Source organism: Enterococcus sp. MSG3299, assembly GCF_050555765.1.
In the GTDB taxonomy this organism is placed as follows: Bacteria; Bacillota; Bacilli; order Lactobacillales; family Enterococcaceae; genus Enterococcus; species Enterococcus faecalis.
Map to the genome: position 1 here is coordinate 1678707 of NZ_CP187869.1, position 18257 is coordinate 1696963.

An 18257-nucleotide genomic window follows, 5' to 3' on the forward strand; every position below is an offset into this window, starting at 1 on the left:
AAGAGTGACCTCATCCGTCAATGAAGTCACTCTTTCTTTGGATTTAACACTTATTCGTCAATGGCTGTTACATCAATGTTTAATTCAAACAATTGTAATGGAGAAACTAAACTTGGTGCGTTGTTCATTGGGTCAATTGCTTTCCCGTTTTTAGGGAAGGCAATCACTTCACGAATATTTTCTTCCCCAGCCAATAGCATTGCTAAGCGGTCTAGCCCTAAAGCAATCCCTCCATGTGGCGGGAAGCCGTAATCTAATGCGTCTAGCAAGAAACCAAATTGGTCTTGTGCTTCTTCTTTTGTAAAACCTAACGTTTCAAACATTTTTTCTTGTAATTCTCGTGTATGGATCCGTAATGAGCCGCCACCTAATTCGTAGCCGTTTAAGACAACATCGTAAGCTTCAGCATACACAGAGGCTGGGTCTGTTGCTAAGCGGTCCACATCCTCTGCTTTTGGTTGTGTAAATGGATGATGAGCAGAAACATAGCGACCAGCTTCTTCATCATATTCAAACAACGGCCAATCCACAATCCACAAGAAATTGAATTTCGATTCATCAATTAAACCTAATTCTTTACCTAAACGTGTACGTACCGCACCTAAAGCAGCGGCTACGATTTCAGGTTTATCGGCACCAAACATTAAAATATCACCGACTTCTGCATTGGTAGCAGCAATTAATTCATCACTAACTTCTGTTAAGAATTTAGCAATCGGTCCTTTTAAGCCATCTTCTTCAACTTTTAACCAAGCTAAGCCTTTTGCACCAAATTGACTCACATACTTACCTAAGTTATCCATATCTTTACGAGAATACTTATCTGCGGCGCCTTTTGCATTTAAAGCCTTCACATGTCCGCCATTTTCCAACGCTGCTTGGAAAACTTTGAAGTCTACGTCTTTCACTACATCTGCAACATCAATTAATTCCATAGCAAAACGAGTGTCGGGTTTATCGCTACCATAGCGTGCCATCGCTTCGTCATAGCTCATTCGTGGAAACGGAACAGAAATCTCAATTCCTTTTGTCTCTTTCATCACTTCAGCCAACATATTTTCTGTATATGTTTGAATTTCTTCTGGTGTTAAAAAGGTCGTTTCGATATCGATTTGTGTAAATTCTGGCTGACGGTCGCCTCGTAAATCTTCATCACGGAAACAACGAACGATTTGGTAATAGCGATCGAAGCCTGCCCCCATTAATAATTGTTTAAAGAGTTGTGGTGATTGTGGTAAAGCATAAAAATGACCGGCATGGACACGAGAAGGAACCAAATAATCGCGAGCGCCTTCTGGTGTTGATTTGCCTAAATAAGGAGTTTCAATGTCTAAAAAGTCATGATTATCTAAATAGTGACGGATTGTTTTCGTTACTTGGTGACGTAATTTAATGTTGTTTGTCATTGATGGACGACGTAAATCTAAATAACGATATTTCATGCGCAATTCGTCATTAACGTTATTGTCATCTTCAATGGTAAATGGCGTTGTTTTCGCAGTATTTAAAATCGTAATGTCAGTCGCCATCACTTCAAACTCGCCAGTTTTCATTTTGGGATTAATCGCTTCTTTATCACGATAAACGACTTGACCTTTAACTTCGATGACGTATTCACTACGACATTTATCAGCAATTTCCCATGCTTCTTTTGACTTTTCTGGGTTAAAGACCACTTGGACGATTCCTTCACGGTCACGTAAATCAATAAAGATAACGCCTCCTAAGTCACGACGTTTTTGAACCCATCCTTTTAATACAACTTCTTTTTCAATAAATTCGGCAGATACATTGCCGCAATAGGTTGTGCGTTTTGCCATTTCTCAATCTCTCCTTTTTATTCTTCAATCATTTTTGTCATCATTTCGTCATACACTTCATCAAATGAATCATGAATAGCACTTAACGGGAAGGCTTTTTCTTCGCGTGTTGCCATTGATTTTACGTTGACAATGCCTTCATTCAATTCATTTTCACCGATTGTTAAAACTAATTTTGCTTGTAATTTATCGGCCGTTTTAAATTGCGCTTTTGGTTTGCGATTCATGTAATCACGATCAGCTGAGAAACCAAAGTTACGAATGCTTTGAACAAGTTGCAAAGCTGCGACGTTGGTTTCTGAACCAATGCCAACCACATATGCGTCTAATTCAGATAACGCTGGAATCACAACTTCTTCAGCTTCCATTGTTAACAACACTCGCTCAATGCCCATACCAAAACCAAAACCTGGTGTGTCTGGGCCGCCTAATTCTTCAACTAAACCATTGTATCGGCCTCCTGCACAAATAGTTGATTGCGCACCCATTTTAGGCGCTTCACTCATAATTTCAAAAATTGTGTGTGTGTAATAATCCAGGCCGCGAACCATATTACTATCAATTTCATAAGGAATTTCTAGTAAATCTAACATATCAGTTACTGCTTCAAAATGTGCTTTAGATGGTTCATTTAAATAATCTAAAATGGAGGGCGCTTCTGCGACAATCACCTTGTCTTTTTTATCTTTGCTGTCTAACACCCGCAATGGATTTTCGTGTAAGCGACGTTGTGAATCCTCGCTTAATTCTGCCATATGGGGCTCTAAATAATCGATTAATGCTTGACGGTACGTAGCACGTGTTTCTTTATCCCCCAAAGAATTAATAACTAATTTGATTTGTTGGATGCCTAATTGTTTGAAGAAGTCCAAAGCCATAGCCATGATTTCAACATCCAATGCTGGGTTTTCACTACCAAATGCTTCCACACCAATTTGATGGAATTGACGCAAACGACCAGCTTGTGGGCGTTCATAGCGGAACATCGGCCCCATGTAATAGGTTTTATATGGTTTCGTATATTCCGGACCATATAATTTATTTTCAACGAAGGCCCGAACAATTGGCGCTGTCCCCTCAGGACGTAGCGTCACGTGACGATCTCCTTTATCATAAAAATCATACATTTCTTTTGAAACAATATCTGTAGTATCGCCAACACTGCGAGATATTACTTCATAATGTTCAAAAATCGGGGTTCTGATTTCTTGGTATTGATAATCTTTAAAAATCAAACGAGCTGTTTCTTCCACAAATTGCCATTTTTCAGAAGTTCCTGGCAAAATATCGTTTGTTCCTTTTGGTTTTTGATAACTCATTGTCTTTCTCTCCTTCTATCATTCCACAAAAATGTGTGCGCCATTTTCTTTTTTCTAAAAATGAAAAAAGCCCTTGTATGTTGAACATACAAGGGCGTAAAAGTTTCTTTTACACGGTACCACCTAATTTTGAAAGATTTTACTCTTTCCTCAACGATTAACGCTCGTAACGGGACGGCTTTTCTTCCGTCCATCTCCAGAATGTCTTTCACTTTCACTGTTGAAGTTGCTCTCAGCCACGGCAACTCTCTCTTCGCAGACAGATGAAACTTACTCGTTCCTTCGTAGATTTTTAATATTATCTATAAACTACTAAAGTTCTCTTAGAAAGTCAAGGGGTTCCGATAGGAAAATCAATTATTTTTCTCGTGTATCGATCACAATGGTCACTGGACCATCATTGGTCAACGACACTTGCATATCCGCGCCAAATTCTCCTGTGGCTACCGCTATTCCTTCTGCTTCTAATTGTTGATTAAATAATTCATACAAAGGAATCGCCACATCTGGACGAGCCGCTTCAATAAAACTGGGACGATTGCCTTTTTTAGTTTTTGCATAGAGGGTAAATTGAGAGATACTTAGAATTGATCCTTCAATCTCTTGAATGCTGCGATTCATTTTTCCTTCGTCATCTTCAAAAACACGTAATTTACTAATTTTGCCAACAACATAAGCCACATCTTCTGGCGTGTCTTCTTGATGTATGCCCACCAGCACCATGAAGCCTTGTTTGATTTGTCCCACTATCTGCTCTTCTATCGCAACTTGTGCTTGACTGACTCTTTGAATAACTACTTTCATCTTTTTTGCCTCACTTTTAACACTTACCCATTGGTTCGACGAACACTATAAACATCTGGTACACTTTTAATTTTGTCAACGATGTTTTTTAAATGAGAAAGGTTTTGAATTTTCACAGTGACATGAATCTGGGCCATCTTATCTTTGGATGGACGAGCTTCAACGCCGACTAAATTTTTTGTCATCGAACTAATGACTTGTAAAACATCACTCAGTAAGCCACTACGATCATAGCCGTAAATCTCCAAATCGGCAGCGTATTCTTTGCGACTGTGCTCGGTATCTTCCCATTCAACTTCAATTAGACGTTGTGCTAATTCTTCTTGATGTTGTACGTTAGGACAGTCCGCACGATGAATTGAAACGCCCCGTCCTTTGGTAATGTAACCAACGATTTCATCACCAGGCACTGGATTACAACAGCGGCTTAAACGAATCAATAGGTTGTCCACCCCTTGAATCACGATACCACCTTCATGACGAACTTTCATTTTTTCTGATTCTTTTTTGGCTGGCTGATTTAACAACTCTTCTGCTTCTTGACGTTGGCGTTCCAACTCTTGTTCGCGGCGTTCTTTTTCTGTTAAACGATTGCACACTACTTGCGCACTTACTTCGCCATAACCTACTGCCGCAAATAAATCATCTTCCGTTTGAAATTTGAATTTATCTAGCACTTCCGCCATTTTATTCTTCGTTAAAAATTCTTTTGGTGTAAAGCCGATTTCTGTCATGTATTTAATGATAGCATCATGCCCTTTAATAATATTATCTTCACGGTCTTGTTCTTTAAAGAAACGTTTGATTTTATTTTTAGCTTTACTTGTTTTAACCATTTTCAGCCAGTCGCGACTAGGTCCGAAAGAATTCGGTGATGTTAGGACTTCAATAATATCCCCATTTTTTAGGACATAGTCTAACTGTACCATTTTGCCGTTGACCTTCGCACCGGTTGTTTTATTCCCAATTTCAGTATGAATGCTGTAGGCAAAATCTAGTGGTCCGGAGCCTTTTGGCAGTTCGGTTACATCTCCACTTGGCGTAAAGACATAGACTTTGTCGCTAAAAATGTCTTCTTTCACACCTTGCATAAATTCAGAAGCATCATAGCTTTCATCTTGTAATTCAATAATTTCATGAAACCAATCGACTTGCTTCGTCAGTTCATCTGTTTCAATTTTTTCCGCTTTGCCTTCTTTATAGGCCCAGTGAGCCGCCACCCCAAATTCGGCGATTTGGTGCATCTCATGGGTTCGAATTTGGACCTCTACTGGATTCCCTTTTGGCCCAATAACTGTCGTATGGATAGATTGATACATATTCGCTTTTGGCATAGCAATATAATCTTTAAAGCGACCTGGCATTGGTGTCCAACGTGTATGAATCGCCCCTAACACGGCATAGCAATCTTTAATGGAATCGACAATAACACGAATGGCTAATAAGTCATAGATTTCATTAAATTGTTTCTTTTGGTCCTTCATTTTACGATAGATTGAATAAATATGCTTTGGTCGACCATATATTTCTGCGTAAATTTCTAAATCTTCCGTAGCTAAACGAATATCTTCGACTGCTTCTGCCACATAAGCTTCACGTTCATCGCGTTTACTTTGCATCAAATTAACAATTCGATAGTATTGGTTGGGGTTAATATAACGTAAGGCCGTATCTTCTAATTCCCATTTAATTCGACTAATCCCTAAGCGATGTGCTAAAGGCGCATAAATTTCTAAAGTTTCTTGTGCAATCCGTCGTTGCTTATCTTCACGTAAATGTTTTAATGTGCGCATATTGTGTAAACGATCGGCTAGTTTCACCATAATGACCCGTAAATCTTGCGCCATTGCCAATAACATTTTCCGATGATTTTCAGCTAATTGTTCTTCATGAGATTTATATTTAATTTTTCCTAGTTTCGTCACGCCATCGACTAACATTGCGATGTCTTCGCCAAATTCTTCTTTTAAATCGTCCAGTGTTACGTCCGTATCTTCGACAACATCATGTAAAAATCCTGTTGCTACAGTATGGGGATCCATATGTAATTCAGCCAGAATGCCTGCCACTTGAATCGGATGGATGATGTAAGGTTCACCTGATTGTCGGACTTGACCTTCGTGTGCTTTTTCAGCATAAGTTAATGCTTTTTGAACCAACTCAACATGTTCTGGTCCCATATAGGTACTTACAATTTTGATGACCGCTGGGCCTGTCAGTATTTCTTCTTTTGGCATGGTATTCACTCCTCTATGAAGGTGACCTTTGGATAAAGAACACTTCGTTCACGTTTTATCTATTTTTAATAAAAAAGAAAAGTACCACTTGAAACAGTAGCACTTTCAACAACTCTATTATACTAAATTTCCCTTAAATTTCAATCACTGTCGCTTTTTTACTCTCTGTTTATTCAAAGAGAATGCCTCCAAGAATTTTACAGGCGGGCTTTCGTTTAATTTAAAAGTTCCATTTGGTAGCTAACCGCACTTAAAAGATACAACGGTGCTGTTTCTGCTCGTAAAATTCTCGGACCCAACCCGCAAAGTTTCGCCCCAGTCTGCAGAAATTGTTCAATTTCTTGCGGTGCAAAGCCACCTTCAGGTCCAAAGAGCACACACAAACGTGCGCCTGGCTGGCAAGTGGATAATACTTGTGCTAATTGACTTTTTTCTCCTTGTTTTGCTGATTCTTCATACGCAACCAAGACTGTGTCATATGAGTCAAATTGTGCAATGATTTCTTGTGTTTTTTCCACCAAAGAAACACTTGGTGTCTGCTGCCGATGCGATTGCTCCGCCGCTTCTGTGGCAATTTTTTGTAATCTTTTTTCTTTGGCTGCTCTTTTTTTGTGGTCCCATTTGACAACGGAAGTTTTCGCAGGAAAGCCGATAAACTGATTGCAACCTAGCTCCGTGCCTTTTTGAACAATCCATTCTAACTTGTCCCCTTTTGGTAACCCACACGCAATCGTCACTTCAATTGGCAATTCTTTGTCCATTTCTTCTTTACTAATTTCTTTAAAGTAAACAGACGTTGAATCAATTTCCACAATCTCAGCTAAAATGGCAGTTTTATTTTGAAATACTAAATAACAACGATCATTCGGCGTCATTCGCATAACTCGCACAATATGATGATAGTTTTCATCTGCGACTTTATACAAATCTTTTTCTTGATAATCTTCTTTCATGAAATACCGTTGCATTTTACTCTTCCTCTGGTTTCTTCAAGATAATCGCATACCAATCGCCTTGATTAAAGAGTTGGTCCACCACAAAACCGACTTTCGTTAGTGCTTCTAAAACCATTGCTTTTTTATCTTCAATAATTCCAGAAATAATGAAGGTACCGTCTTGTTTTAGCAAACGCCAAGCATCTTCAATCATTAACACAATAATATCTGCCAAAATATTTGCGACGATTACATCAGCAGAATGGTCAATCCCTTTTAGTAAATCATTGGCTGACACATGAACATCGGCCGCAATGGGATTTAAATCCATATTTTCTTTTGCCGCTGCAACTGCTACTTCATCTAAATCATATGCGTAGACGTCTTTAGCCCCTAAATAGCGACTTGCAATACTCAAAACACCAGAACCCGTTCCTACATCTAGAACTGTTTCGCCACCACGTAAAACAGTTTCTAAAGCTTGCAAGGTTAAACGAGTCGTTGGATGCGTGCCTGTACCGAAAGCCATGCCCGGATCCAATGTGATAATTTTTTCTGCTTCATCTTGTGCGTGATAGGCTTCCCAACTTGGCACAATCGTTAAGAATCGTGTGACACGGACAGGATGATAATATTTTTTCCAAGCAGTTGCCCAGTCGCTTTCTGCTACTTCACTAATTGTCATTTCGTTTTTACCAATGGATAAGCCGTACTCAGGCAAGCGTAAAATATTTTCTTTCATAAATGGTAAAATTTCTGGTAAGAAGGTTGTTTCAGGAAAATAAGCCATCACAATCGCCCCTTCTTTAATGTGGGTGAATTGCTCTTTATCTAAAATTTCCCCATACAGATCACCTTCAAAATTTTCAATGTCCAACGCATCTTCAATGGCCACACCACTTGCGCCAGCTTCCATCATAATGTTTGAAATTGCTTCAACTGCTTCGCTAGCCGTTTCGACTTTTACTTCTGTCCACTTCATGTTCTCACCTCTAAATTAATAACTTGGATACGCAATCCATTGTTCTTTTTCTGTTTCTGCCACTTTTTTAATCATCGCTTCAAAATCTGCTGGCTCCCAATGCAATTCAAAAACTTCCGCTGTTTCATCTGATAAAAAGTCTAACAAATCACTTTGCCCTTCATCTAAAACCACTTTTAAATAGTGAATGAATCCGTCTAAAACTGCTTTGCGTAGCCCTTTTTTTCCTTCATAAGGAATTGTGACTAAATACTCTTCGTCATCAACGACAGACTTTTGCGGATTGTAAAATAACAAACCATCTTCAAATTCAATGAATTCTTCTTCTGAAAGAGTACCATCAACATCATCAATCGCCACTTGCTCATTGTTTTCTGCATATAAACGAACAATGACTTCGATGGTATGGTTTTTGCGATCCCAATCAAGGCCTACTTCGTAATCTCCTAAGTGTTTTTCAAGTTGTTCCTCTAAGTATGTGAGCATTGTTGCTTTTTTCATTTTCTTCATCCTTCCAGCCAAAATCTATTTGGTCTACTGCTGTTCTTTTTTGTTTAGAAATATATGGATTGCCAGCCACGACGTATCTTAAAGGCAACTCTGTCCAACGACCTTTATTGGGAATTCCAATTCGTGGTAGTGCCTCAATTTTTTTCGGAAATTTTCGTTTTTCTGGCACGAGCCGTAACGAACTAGAAAAAATCGACTGCCCATATAATTGCTTATCAATTCCTAAGGCTGCAACTAATTTACCTGGTCCATTGGTCAATTCCACGCCTTGACGTCCTTGGCGATTTTCAATCATTTTGTCGACACCTTCAACAGGTTCAATCGCGCGGATCATCACCCCTTGTGGTTTGCCTTGTTCTTGTGTCACCATATTTAAAATTAAATGCGTGTGCATAGTATATAAATAAATCGTGCCTGGTTTGTCATACATGGCTTGTAAGCGTGGCGTTTTTCTCAAGCCAAAGCTATGGGCCGCCTCATCATCAGGACCTAAATAAGCTTCTGCATCCACAATGTACCCACCTAAAACGCCTGTTGCTGTTTCGTGCTCTAAGTACATCCCTAACAAGTATTGTGCCACTTCTTCAGTTGTTTTTGTGTTAAAGATATTTATCGTTTCTTTCATTTCTTTCACCACTCCCTATCATACACGAAACCTTCCGCTATATCCATCTAAAACCCCAAAAACCACCAAAAAGCGAATGTACGTTCTTTATGTTATAATAAGATGATTATGAAAAAGGAGGTCCTTTTATGCAACAACCTTTAGCCTATCGAATGCGACCTCGTCACTTAGACGAAGTAGTTGGTCAACAACATTTAGTCGGCCCTGGTAAAATTATTCGTCGGATGGTCGAAGCCAAAATGCTTTCATCGATGATTCTTTACGGGCCGCCTGGCACTGGAAAAACCAGTATTGCCAGCGCAATCGCTGGTTCAACAAATTATGCCTTTCGCATGTTGAACGCGGCCACAGACACTAAAAAAGATTTACAAATCGTTGCTGAAGAAGCCAAAATGAGTGGCACAGTGATTTTACTGCTTGATGAAATTCACCGATTAGATAAAACAAAACAAGATTTTTTGCTCCCTCATTTAGAAAACGGACGAATTATTATGATTGGAGCCACTACCGAAAATCCATATATTACAATTAACCCTGCGATTCGTAGTCGCACGCAAATTTTTGAAGTAAAGCCCTTAACAGAAACAGACATTCAGCAAGCGATTCAAGAAGCCTTAACCGATAGCACACGTGGCTTAGGCGATTATCCCGTCCACTTAGAAGAAAAAGCATTACAACATTTGACACGCGCAACGAACGGTGACTTACGTAGTGCGCTAAATGGACTAGAATTAGCTGTTAAATCAACACCAAAAAATGAACAAGGCGAAATTAAGATCACCTTACCGATTATTGAAGAGTGCGTGCAACGAAAAGCCTTAACCCATGATAAAGATGGCGATGCCCATTATGACGTGATTTCCGCTTTCCAAAAGTCAATTCGAGGAAGCGATGTAGATGCTGCACTTCATTATTTGGGTCGCTTAGTTGAAGCAGGTGATTTACCGATTATTTGTCGTCGTTTAATGGTCATTGCTTACGAGGATATCGGTCTTGGGAATCCTGCGGCCGCCGCTCGGACAGTCACCGCTGTTCAAGCCGCCGAAAAGCTAGGGTTTCCAGAAGCTAGGATTCCTCTAGCCAGTGTCGTCATTGATTTATGTTTATCGCCAAAATCAAATTCTGCAGTCACAGCGATTGATGCTGCTTTGGCAGATATTCGACAAGGCTCTGTGGGAGATGTTCCTGATCATTTACGTGATGCCCACTATGCTGGAGCCAAAGAATTAAACCGTGGCATTGGTTATCAATACCCACATAATTTTGAAAACGGTTGGGTCAATCAGCAATACTTACCTGACAAATTAAAAGAGGCACGTTATTACGAACCGATTGATATTGGTAAATATGAACAAGCCTTACATCAGCAACTCAAGCGTATCCAAGAATGGAAACAGAAAAAATAACAAAATAATACGCTTTCAAAAAAAGAAACAATCTCGTTGCCGATTTTGAGAGAGTATGCTATTATAAAGATGGTAAATCTGTGATGTACGCGTTGTCCTTTCACTGTGTTGACCGAACATTTTTATTGATATCTAGGGATCCTGCTTGTATCAAAGTTGGTAACATGCCTTTTCTTTTGGTAGTTCAATACTGCGATCGAGGAACCCACCTGCTTATCTTGCGGGTTCAATACTCTAGGACGATTACCGGCATCGACGGATTTTACCATTTTTATGAAGATTTCTAAACAATTTGCTCTGGCAAGTTGTTTTTTTTTGGAGGACAAGATGATTCGTATACTCGTACTATTACTCGCCGTTGTCACAGGCGTAGCCAGTTATTATTTGATGAAGAAAAGTGCAGCTTTTTTACCACTCTTAAAAAAAGAAACTGCAACAGAAAGTCAACAGTTTATCGAACGTTTTGGGCGTTATTACTTGATTATCGCCATTCTAGGTGTTCTAGCGGCTATTTTTAATCGCCCGTTATTGTCAATTGGTTTTATCTTTTTTGTTTTATTACTTTCAACGTTGTTTAGTTTAACTTTTGCAAAAAAAATGTCATAAAAGACGATGAATTTAAAACTTCGTTCAAAAAGATTTTTTTGAACGAAGTTTTTTTTACAAAAAAATGCCAATATTCAGAAAAAAAAGAAGCGGTTTCAGTTTCTTTTTTTCTTTGTTTGTTTTACAATTATTATAGAAACAATTAATGATTTTTTTTACGCTGAAAGGAGCGGTTATTATGTTACAACAATATCAAAAAATTATGATAGCAATCGATGGTTCTGACGAAGCAGACTTAGCTTTTAAAAAAGCGGTCAACGTCGCTAAACGAAACGATGCTGAATTACTATTAGCACATGTTGTTGATACGCGCTCTTTCCAATCAGTGTCCTCTTTTGATGGTGCGCTAGCAGAAGAAGCAATGTCAATGGCAAAAGAAACCTTAGACACCTACCAACAACAAGCGGTGGATATGGGACAAACAAAAGTCTCTAGCGTTCTAGCCTATGGTTCTCCTAAGAACATTATTGCCAAAGAATTACCAAAAGAATACAACATTGATTTAATTATGTTAGGAGCAACTGGATTAAATGCCGTTGAGCGTTTATTTATTGGCTCTGTCTCTGAATCAGTTATCCGTAACGCTAGCTGCGATGTTCTCGTTGTACGGACGGATTTAGACAACAAATTACCAAAAAATGAAGAAAAATAAAGAATAAAAAGAAACTGAGCCAACTATCACTTTTGATAGTTGGCTCAGTTTCTCTTTATTGACCTATTAAGCACACCTTGTGAGAGCGTCTCACAAGGTGTGTTCGTTTAATTATTTTAGACGTTCTACGTCACGGGCAATCATTAACTCTTCGTCAGTTGGTACTAATAGAAGCTTGATTTTTGAATCATCAGTTGAGATAACTGCTTCTTCACCGTGTACATTATTTTTGTCATCATCGATTTCACAACCAAACCAAGTCATGCCATCAATAATATCTTTACGAACACCAACAGCATTTTCACCGATTCCAGCAGTAAAGACAATCGCATCAACGCCATTCATAACAGTGACATAGCTACCAATGTATTTACGAATACGATTGATAAAAATGTTGTATGCTGTTTGAACTTCAGGTTTATCTAGATTTGATTGAATATCGCGCATGTCGCTTGATAAACCATTTGTTAAACCTAATAAACCAGATTTTTTGTTTAAAATATCAACCATGTCTTGTACATCAGTCAAGCCAAGTTTTGTCATTAAATAAGGCAATAGTGACGCATCAACATCCCCTGAACGAGTCCCCATTGTAACGCCAGCAAGAGGAGTGAAGCCCATTGATGTATCGACTGATTTACCACCATCAACTGCAGTGATTGAAGCACCATTTCCTAAGTGACAAGTGATAATTTTCAAGTCTTCAATTGGACGACCTAGCATTTCTGCAGCACGTTGAGAGACATAACGATGACTTGTTCCATGTGCCCCATATTTACGAGCAGCAAATTTTTCATAGTATTCACGCGGTACACTATATAAATAGTTGTGTTCTGGCATTGTTGTGTGGAACGACGTATCAAAGACTGCCACGCTAATGATTTCTGGTAAGATATGTTTAAATGCTTTAATCCCCATTGCATTCGCTGGGTTGTGTAAAGGTGCTAATTCAGATAAAGCTTCAATTTTTTCTAATACTTCGTCTGTAATAACAACAGAATCTTTAAATTCTTCTCCACCAGCAACTACACGGTGACCAACACCAGTAATTTCATCATAAGAACCTAAAATGTTTAAGTCGATTAATTGGTCTAGTAACATTTTTACTGCCACTTCATGGTTATCAATATCAACAATTACTTCATATTTTTGTCCTTCACCATATTTAATTGTGAAGATAGAATCTTTTAAGCCAATACGTTCAACGATTCCTTTAGCGATCACTTCTTCATTTGGCATTTGGTATAATTGCCATTTTAAACTTGAACTACCTGCATTAATTGCAATTGTTTTAGACATAATTTTCTCCTCTTCGTTACTATTTTATTTTAAATTTGAAGCTTTCCAAGCTTCAAATTGTTTAAAGAACTCCGTTACTTTATTGATATCTTTCAAAGAGGCAAGTTTTGCTAACAAAACTTCCTTCACTTGCTCAGCATCTGCACCCTTGTTTTGAACAAGCAAGATACTTTTACGTGATTGTTCTGACTTAAACAATTCATCAGGTAACTGTATCATTCCTTGTAAATAGACATTTTTTGTCAACCAATTTTTAAAGAATTCACTTTGCTCAGTCTCTAAAATATTTGTCGGGATTAAGAATAAGCCAAACCCTGCTGGCTTCACGTATTTCATGGCTTGCTCCATTAATAAATGATGCGCATAACTATGGCCTTCCTCTGCAGCAGCAGCAAATCCCTTCGCTCGCTCATCATTTGGATAATAGCCAATCGGCAAGTCACTTAATGCTAAATCAACTGGATCCAATAACAAATCTTGCAATCCGTCTTGATGGAACAACTGAATATTGGCTTGTGACCAAGCATTGTTCACAGAAGATACCGCCAAAAGTGTTTCATCGATATCCACACCATAACCAGAAACTTTGTAACCAGCTGTTTCAAGGTTCAGCAGAACCGTTAACAGTAAATTTCCCATTCCTGAAGCAGGATCTAAAATTTTTAATGGCTCTGATTTATTTGTTAATTGTTCTACTAAATAAACAAACAAAAAGCCAATACCGTCTGGCGTCAATTGATGATTTGCTTGAAGCTGCTCTTTTCTCGTTCCTTTTAACAAAAGTAATTGGGACAAGCGTCGCACATCTTCAGGAGCTAAATCAATTTTTTTAATCGTATGATACAGCGTTTCTAATTGTTTCACTGCCTCTGGATTAGGTACTCCGTCAAGTACTCGTACTTGAAAATCATCTAAAATATTTTCACCATTTTCAATATACGCATCTAAAAAAGAAGTATCCAATGACTGTTGCAATAACTGGATTGCTTGTTCCATTGGCTCGAAAGCCTCTTCAATTTTTTCTGGGAACAAATTAGCACCTCTATTCTATTCAAAATGTAACAACTTCCATACCTGTTTTATTTTAACGAAAAAAGAAAGAATAATCAATGCCTTTACTGTCTTTCTTCTAAAATCTAATAATTTGTAGAAAAACAACGCTATTCCAGTATTGTTTCCGCTTTTTTTTGATGAGAAACTCTCTCTTGATATTGGTATTTTCGACCAGATTTGTTTGATAAAACAGTTATTCTTAATTGTTCATTTTTGTATGTATAATCGAGGGTTACTTGCGCGTATAAGAGCCTTTCTTCTGTTTTTAACTTTCGTCTATTTTGTTTAACATCTGCAAGAAATAAATGAAGGATACTTTTCCCTGCATAGTATTCCTGGGTAGCTTGCGTAAATTTTTGTGTTAACTGACGTTCTTCTAGTAACTGAAGGGCGAGAAAACTCATCAAATAAACAAATGCCATGGCCGTGAACAATAAGTTTCCTGAATATTTTTGCCTCATTAAAATTCTCCCTTTATTGGAAAAGAACTATCAAATGTTTTTCCAGAAGTAAAAGTAACTTCCAAAGTAAACGATTGTCCTTCATTTTTAAACTGTCCATTTTTGATACCAATTAACAGCGGTTGATAGCCTTTACCATTGACTCTCTTAATAATTTTATCTTCTTTGATTTGAATTGAAATAGTCTTGTTTGTTTCTGAGTCGAGGAAAGAAATCTCTTGAGCAGAGCCTGTTTGGAAAACGAGCTTTTGACATTCTTTTTCTAATTGAATTAAAAAAATATGCCAGGATTTCGAATCATTGTTTTTCAAATATTGATTTCCGATAAAACTTTGTTGAATCATCAACTGAAACAATTGACACATACAACTTAAAACGACTAGTGCCACTAAACACTCTAACATCGTAAAACCCGCATATTTTTTATTGACCAATCAAAATCGCTCCTCTTGAATCTGTGACTTTTAGTATCCTTCTTCCCTTGTTCTCCATCAAAGAAAATCGGTAAGTTTCTCCTTGATATATCCGCTCTTTGAAACGTAAATCACCCGTCTGCTCTAAAAATAAAATTGCTTCGTATCCTAGACGAGTGCGCGTTAATTCTTGCTCCCGTTGATAATTTTGCTGAATTAATTGTGTAATAGTCAGGGAGAATATCCCTGCTATCACACATACAATACTAAAACTAACGAGACTCTCTAATAAAATAAAACCGCTATAAATAGTTAATTTTCTTCGTATATTTGCCACTCCCCATCTGAAATTGTAAAATAAGTTGCTGTTTCTTTTCAGTCCAAGTAAAAATATATTTCACTAAACGGCCATTGTTCCCTGACGAATGAAGAAAACTGAGTTTGCTTGGGCCACTCACTGTCATTTTTTCAGGTACAGCTAGCGAAGTCCTTCGAGCTGATTGGTTCAATTTATCAGGAAATGAAAAGCTTTGTTGTTCTTCAAAAAACCAAACTTCTTGTGTTTCCTCTAAAACAATTGCTTGCTGTTGCGCAAAACGAAGTTGTTTTTCTACCGTAGCAAGAAACTGTTCAATTTTTAATGTTTCTTGCCAGCGGTGAATAGCGAGTGTTGGGAGCATAGTCATAAAGCAAACAATCGTTAAACTAGCAAGTGTTTCCATTAATGTGAATCCTGCTGACTTGTTCATTGCTTTTCTGCTGTATATTTATCTAACTGCTCTTTAGTAATGTAGCCTTCGTTGACTAATTCATTTAAGGAAGGCGTCCTATTTTTTTCTAGTGTATAGAGCTCGATTTGTGATTCTACAATTTTTACGATTGCTTCATTGCCTTTTTTATCAACTGTTTCTTTATGTTTCGCTAAGTTAGGAACAAAAAGTAAAATCAATACGGAAATAATCAATAAGACAATCAACATTTCTAATAATGTAAACCCTGCGTATTTTTGTTTCTTTTTCATTATAAAACTCCTTCCATATTGCCATAAATAGGCAGCAACATTGCCCCATAGACACCGATAATTAAACAAGCAATTATGATAAAAATAAATGGTTGAACAAGGGTAATGCCTCGTTCAATTTTTTTGAAAAAACCTTGGAAACAGACATTACTATAAACCATCAACTCCTTGCCTAATTTTCCTTTTACTTCTCCTTGTTGAATCATTAAACCCAATGCTTTCGTAAAAAAGGATAAGCAGCTAATTGTCTATGTAAAGTTTCACCAACTAGCAGTCCTTCACTAATTGCTCCAGCTAATTCTTTCATTAAGGGGTAATTGGTTGTATGGCGCATCAAATCGATGACCTCTTTCATTTCTAATCCTTGCGCAAGCAACTTCCCCCATTCTAGTGCAAAAAAAGCACTGACGTATTCCCGATAAAGGCCACGGATAATTGGCAGTTTCAGATATACGAAGGCCCGCTGAATAGCAGACTGATGCTTCAAATAACGGTTTAAAATGAAGAAACTAAATGAGAGGACAAAAACTAAGGTAACCAGAATATATGGACTGTAAACAATCAGAAGAATCCCAATATTTTTAGAATAACTATTGGCATCATTTTCCATTAATTGGGGCAATAAAAATTGCCGAATACCAACAATGACGAGAATCAAAAAAACAATCAGGAGCAGCGGATAACTAATTATTTTATAGAACTGTTGCCGATATTTTTCCGTTTGAAAAAAATGTTCGGAAATCGCTTGTAGTGTCCCTACCAAATCCCCGTGTGCAGTAGCAAACGACAATTGTGCCGAGACCATTGTTGAAAATCCTAATTCTTCGACTAAAGCTTGTAAGGCAATGCCTGAGGAAAAGCCTTCAACTAAAAAAGTTATACTGTGCTGGGGTAATGCGTTTGATTTTTTCATGAAGGAAAAACTTTCTTGTATATTAAAACCATTTGCAAGTAAATCCGCTAATAGTTTCAGAAAAAGCTGCTGTTGTTTTTTCGTTAATTTATTCGATGGCTTGAAAATACGTTTTTTCTGTAATAAACCCATACGCCCACGCCTTTCTTAGATTCTTTTGCCAACTACTCTTTATAACGGCTTCCTTAAAGAAGAAATAATCATAAAGAATTCCCGCTACTTGTTCCTTATTAATCGTGGTTGTCAAAATCTGTTGATAAATGATACCTTGCAAGCATTCGGCCAATTCATGCTCTGGGCCACCTAATTCTATCAAACGCCGTTGCACCCCCAATAAGTTACGGGCGTGAATTGTCGCAAAAATAGTATGACCCGTTAAGGCGGCTCGAATAACTGCTTGAGCCGTCTCGCCATCACGAATTTCACCAATAATCAAAATATCAGGATGATGGCGCAAGCAAACTTTGATTAAGGCTTCATAAGTTAACTGAATTTTTTCATTTGTTTGCAACTGTAAAAACTGCTTTTCCTCAATTTCAACAGGATCCTCAATCGCTATCACTTGTTGTTCGCCACTTCTTTGTTTAGCCACACGATACATGGTTGTTGTTTTCCCAGAACCAACTGGCCCACTGAATAAATAAAGTCCTCGTTTCTGACAAGATGCTTCAATTTCATTCAGCTGGTGGGGAAAGAAAAAATGTTCAGCTTGTTCACCAAATCGGTGCAAAAAACGAATTACCAAGCTCTCTCGATTCTGAAAATCTCCCACAGATGATAAACGCAAGCGTTGCTTCGTCTCGCCAATTAGATAAGTTGTCGCACCTAATTGTGCTTTTCGTCTTTCCCCGACATCCATGCCGCCGATAAATTTAAAGTGGAAAATTAACTTTTCGCCTATTTCTGCGGAAACTTGTGTGTAAGGTGTCTGTTGCATCCCTGTCCGAAAAGAGATAGCTATTTCGGTATCATTGGGTAAAAAATAAACGTCTTGCGCCCCATGAAGGACGCCCCATTCAATTAATTGATGGGCTAATTTTTTTACATTTTCAGTCATTCATTTCCTCCTCTCACTAATAAACTACGCATTTATTTTATGATTTCAGCAAAAAAAAAAGAACCTTCACCAATAAGATGAAGGTTCTTTTTTTGAAGTTTGCGCTGTCCATCTATCTTCCCCAAAATAGTGGAACTCCTAGAC

20 protein-coding genes, 1 other RNA gene and 1 pseudogene are annotated in these 18257 nt (G+C 37.9%); 4 read left to right on the forward strand and 18 right to left on the reverse strand.

From position 1 onward, the window contains the following. Window positions 1-50: 50 nt before the first annotated feature. The 9 genes from aspS to IGL23_RS08300 form a co-directional block, all read right to left on the reverse strand. On the reverse strand, window positions 51-1820 hold the full coding sequence (gene aspS, locus IGL23_RS08260; protein ID WP_002377079.1) for an aspartate--tRNA ligase: 1770 nt from the start codon (window positions 1818-1820) through the stop codon (window positions 51-53). A gap of 17 nt (window positions 1821-1837) precedes the next feature. Continuing rightward, window positions 1838-3139 (reverse strand): histidine--tRNA ligase, encoded by a 1302-nt coding sequence (gene hisS / locus IGL23_RS08265; RefSeq protein ID WP_002362049.1) that lies wholly within the window; start codon window positions 3137-3139, stop codon window positions 1838-1840. Further along, window positions 3136-3357 carry a hypothetical protein gene (locus tag IGL23_RS08270; RefSeq protein WP_033594515.1) on the reverse strand — a complete coding sequence of 74 codons (222 nt, stop codon included), beginning with the start codon at window positions 3355-3357 and terminating at the stop codon, window positions 3136-3138. The genes hisS and IGL23_RS08270 overlap by 4 nt, the downstream gene beginning before the upstream one ends. Window positions 3358-3496: 139 nt before the next feature. Beyond that, window positions 3497-3943 (reverse strand): D-aminoacyl-tRNA deacylase, encoded by a 447-nt coding sequence (dtd, locus tag IGL23_RS08275; protein WP_002357080.1) that lies wholly within the window; start codon window positions 3941-3943, stop codon window positions 3497-3499. Window positions 3944-3966: 23 nt separating this feature from the next. Continuing rightward, the gene (locus IGL23_RS08280; RefSeq protein WP_033594516.1) at window positions 3967-6180 is read right to left on the reverse strand and encodes a RelA/SpoT family protein; all 2214 of its coding nucleotides are present in this window, start codon (window positions 6178-6180) and stop codon (window positions 3967-3969) included. 215 nt (window positions 6181-6395) lie between these two features. Then, window positions 6396-7148, reverse strand: coding sequence for a 16S rRNA (uracil(1498)-N(3))-methyltransferase (locus IGL23_RS08285; protein WP_033594517.1), 753 nt, complete (start codon window positions 7146-7148; stop codon window positions 6396-6398). Between the two features lies 1 nt (window position 7149). Next, the gene (gene prmA / locus IGL23_RS08290) at window positions 7150-8097 is read right to left on the reverse strand and encodes a 50S ribosomal protein L11 methyltransferase (RefSeq protein ID WP_016622347.1); all 948 of its coding nucleotides are present in this window, start codon (window positions 8095-8097) and stop codon (window positions 7150-7152) included. Window positions 8098-8112: 15 nt separating this feature from the next. Beyond that, window positions 8113-8598: a DUF3013 family protein gene (locus tag IGL23_RS08295; protein ID WP_002388170.1), complete on the reverse strand. Its 486-nt coding sequence runs from the start codon at window positions 8596-8598 to the stop codon at window positions 8113-8115. After that, on the reverse strand, window positions 8555-9232 hold the full coding sequence (locus tag IGL23_RS08300) for a DNA-3-methyladenine glycosylase (protein WP_002364174.1): 678 nt from the start codon (window positions 9230-9232) through the stop codon (window positions 8555-8557). The genes IGL23_RS08295 and IGL23_RS08300 overlap by 44 nt, the downstream gene beginning before the upstream one ends. Before the next feature lie 128 nt (window positions 9233-9360). Here IGL23_RS08300 and IGL23_RS08305 point away from each other — a divergent pair, with 128 nt between their 5' ends. The 4 genes from IGL23_RS08305 (at window position 9361) to IGL23_RS08320 (ending at window position 11896) form a co-directional block, all read left to right on the forward strand. Then, on the forward strand, window positions 9361-10638 hold the full coding sequence (locus IGL23_RS08305; protein WP_002360030.1) for a replication-associated recombination protein A: 1278 nt from the start codon (window positions 9361-9363) through the stop codon (window positions 10636-10638). Window positions 10639-10710: 72 nt separating this feature from the next. Beyond that, window positions 10711-10904: non-coding RNA, 6S RNA (gene ssrS, locus IGL23_RS08310), on the forward strand. A gap of 7 nt (window positions 10905-10911) precedes the next feature. Continuing rightward, window positions 10912-11244 carry a hypothetical protein gene (locus IGL23_RS08315; RefSeq protein ID WP_002357068.1) on the forward strand — a complete coding sequence of 111 codons (333 nt, stop codon included), beginning with the start codon at window positions 10912-10914 and terminating at the stop codon, window positions 11242-11244. 178 nt (window positions 11245-11422) lie between these two features. Then, on the forward strand, window positions 11423-11896 hold the full coding sequence (locus IGL23_RS08320; protein ID WP_002357065.1) for a universal stress protein: 474 nt from the start codon (window positions 11423-11425) through the stop codon (window positions 11894-11896). Window positions 11897-12007: 111 nt separating this feature from the next. On the opposite strand, the gene IGL23_RS08325 is transcribed toward IGL23_RS08320, so the two are convergent. From IGL23_RS08325 to comGA, 9 genes and pseudogenes are all read right to left on the reverse strand, one after another. Continuing rightward, window positions 12008-13195 carry an acetate/propionate family kinase gene (locus tag IGL23_RS08325; RefSeq protein ID WP_033594518.1) on the reverse strand — a complete coding sequence of 396 codons (1188 nt, stop codon included), beginning with the start codon at window positions 13193-13195 and terminating at the stop codon, window positions 12008-12010. A gap of 24 nt (window positions 13196-13219) precedes the next feature. Then, window positions 13220-14227 carry a class I SAM-dependent methyltransferase gene (locus IGL23_RS08330; RefSeq protein ID WP_033594519.1) on the reverse strand — a complete coding sequence of 336 codons (1008 nt, stop codon included), beginning with the start codon at window positions 14225-14227 and terminating at the stop codon, window positions 13220-13222. 128 nt (window positions 14228-14355) lie between these two features. Then, entirely contained in the window at window positions 14356-14709 is a 354-nt protein-coding gene (gene comGG / locus IGL23_RS08335) for a competence type IV pilus minor pilin ComGG (RefSeq protein ID WP_033594520.1), read from the reverse strand. Continuing rightward, window positions 14709-15143 carry a competence type IV pilus minor pilin ComGF gene (gene comGF / locus IGL23_RS08340; protein WP_002366893.1) on the reverse strand — a complete coding sequence of 145 codons (435 nt, stop codon included), beginning with the start codon at window positions 15141-15143 and terminating at the stop codon, window positions 14709-14711. The genes comGG and comGF overlap by 1 nt, the downstream gene beginning before the upstream one ends. Then, window positions 15133-15459: a type II secretion system protein gene (locus IGL23_RS08345; RefSeq protein ID WP_033594521.1), complete on the reverse strand. Its 327-nt coding sequence runs from the start codon at window positions 15457-15459 to the stop codon at window positions 15133-15135. The genes comGF and IGL23_RS08345 overlap by 11 nt, the downstream gene beginning before the upstream one ends. Next, window positions 15425-15871: a competence type IV pilus minor pilin ComGD gene (gene comGD / locus IGL23_RS08350; protein WP_002366895.1), complete on the reverse strand. Its 447-nt coding sequence runs from the start codon at window positions 15869-15871 to the stop codon at window positions 15425-15427. The genes IGL23_RS08345 and comGD overlap by 35 nt, the downstream gene beginning before the upstream one ends. Continuing rightward, a complete protein-coding gene (comGC, locus tag IGL23_RS08355; protein WP_002366896.1) occupies window positions 15868-16143 on the reverse strand; it encodes a competence type IV pilus major pilin ComGC in 276 nt (91 codons plus the stop codon). Before comGC ends, comGD begins: the two co-directional genes overlap by 4 nt. Continuing rightward, a pseudogene (gene comGB, locus IGL23_RS08360) lies at window positions 16143-17188 on the reverse strand (competence type IV pilus assembly protein ComGB). The gene comGC and the pseudogene comGB overlap by 1 nt, the downstream one beginning before the upstream one ends. After that, on the reverse strand, window positions 17145-18113 hold the full coding sequence (gene comGA / locus IGL23_RS08365) for a competence type IV pilus ATPase ComGA (RefSeq protein ID WP_033594522.1): 969 nt from the start codon (window positions 18111-18113) through the stop codon (window positions 17145-17147). The pseudogene comGB and the gene comGA overlap by 44 nt, the downstream one beginning before the upstream one ends. Window positions 18114-18257 lie beyond the last annotated feature (144 nt).

Coding starts and splice junctions, on each gene's coding strand:
- IGL23_RS08280 (WP_033594516.1), bottom strand. CDS start 6,180: ATGCCAAAAGAAGAAATACTGACAGGCCCAGCGGTCATCAAAATTGTA.
- dtd (WP_002357080.1), bottom strand. CDS start 3,943: ATGAAAGTAGTTATTCAAAGAGTCAGTCAAGCACAAGTTGCGATAGAA.
- IGL23_RS08295 (WP_002388170.1), bottom strand. CDS start 8,598: ATGAAAAAAGCAACAATGCTCACATACTTAGAGGAACAACTTGAAAAA.
- IGL23_RS08315 (WP_002357068.1), top strand. CDS start 10,912: ATGAAGATTTCTAAACAATTTGCTCTGGCAAGTTGTTTTTTTTTGGAG.
- comGA (WP_033594522.1), bottom strand. CDS start 18,113: ATGACTGAAAATGTAAAAAAATTAGCCCATCAATTAATTGAATGGGGC.
- comGG (WP_033594520.1), bottom strand. CDS start 14,709: ATGAGGCAAAAATATTCAGGAAACTTATTGTTCACGGCCATGGCATTT.
- IGL23_RS08320 (WP_002357065.1), top strand. CDS start 11,423: ATGTTACAACAATATCAAAAAATTATGATAGCAATCGATGGTTCTGAC.
- prmA (WP_016622347.1), bottom strand. CDS start 8,097: ATGAAGTGGACAGAAGTAAAAGTCGAAACGGCTAGCGAAGCAGTTGAA.
- IGL23_RS08305 (WP_002360030.1), top strand. CDS start 9,361: ATGCAACAACCTTTAGCCTATCGAATGCGACCTCGTCACTTAGACGAA.
- IGL23_RS08300 (WP_002364174.1), bottom strand. CDS start 9,232: ATGAAAGAAACGATAAATATCTTTAACACAAAAACAACTGAAGAAGTG.
- hisS (WP_002362049.1), bottom strand. CDS start 3,139: ATGAGTTATCAAAAACCAAAAGGAACAAACGATATTTTGCCAGGAACT.
- IGL23_RS08285 (WP_033594517.1), bottom strand. CDS start 7,148: ATGCAACGGTATTTCATGAAAGAAGATTATCAAGAAAAAGATTTGTAT.
- comGC (WP_002366896.1), bottom strand. CDS start 16,143: ATGAAAAAGAAACAAAAATACGCAGGGTTTACATTATTAGAAATGTTG.
- IGL23_RS08325 (WP_033594518.1), bottom strand. CDS start 13,195: ATGTCTAAAACAATTGCAATTAATGCAGGTAGTTCAAGTTTAAAATGG.
- comGD (WP_002366895.1), bottom strand. CDS start 15,871: ATGAACAAGTCAGCAGGATTCACATTAATGGAAACACTTGCTAGTTTA.
- aspS (WP_002377079.1), bottom strand. CDS start 1,820: ATGGCAAAACGCACAACCTATTGCGGCAATGTATCTGCCGAATTTATT.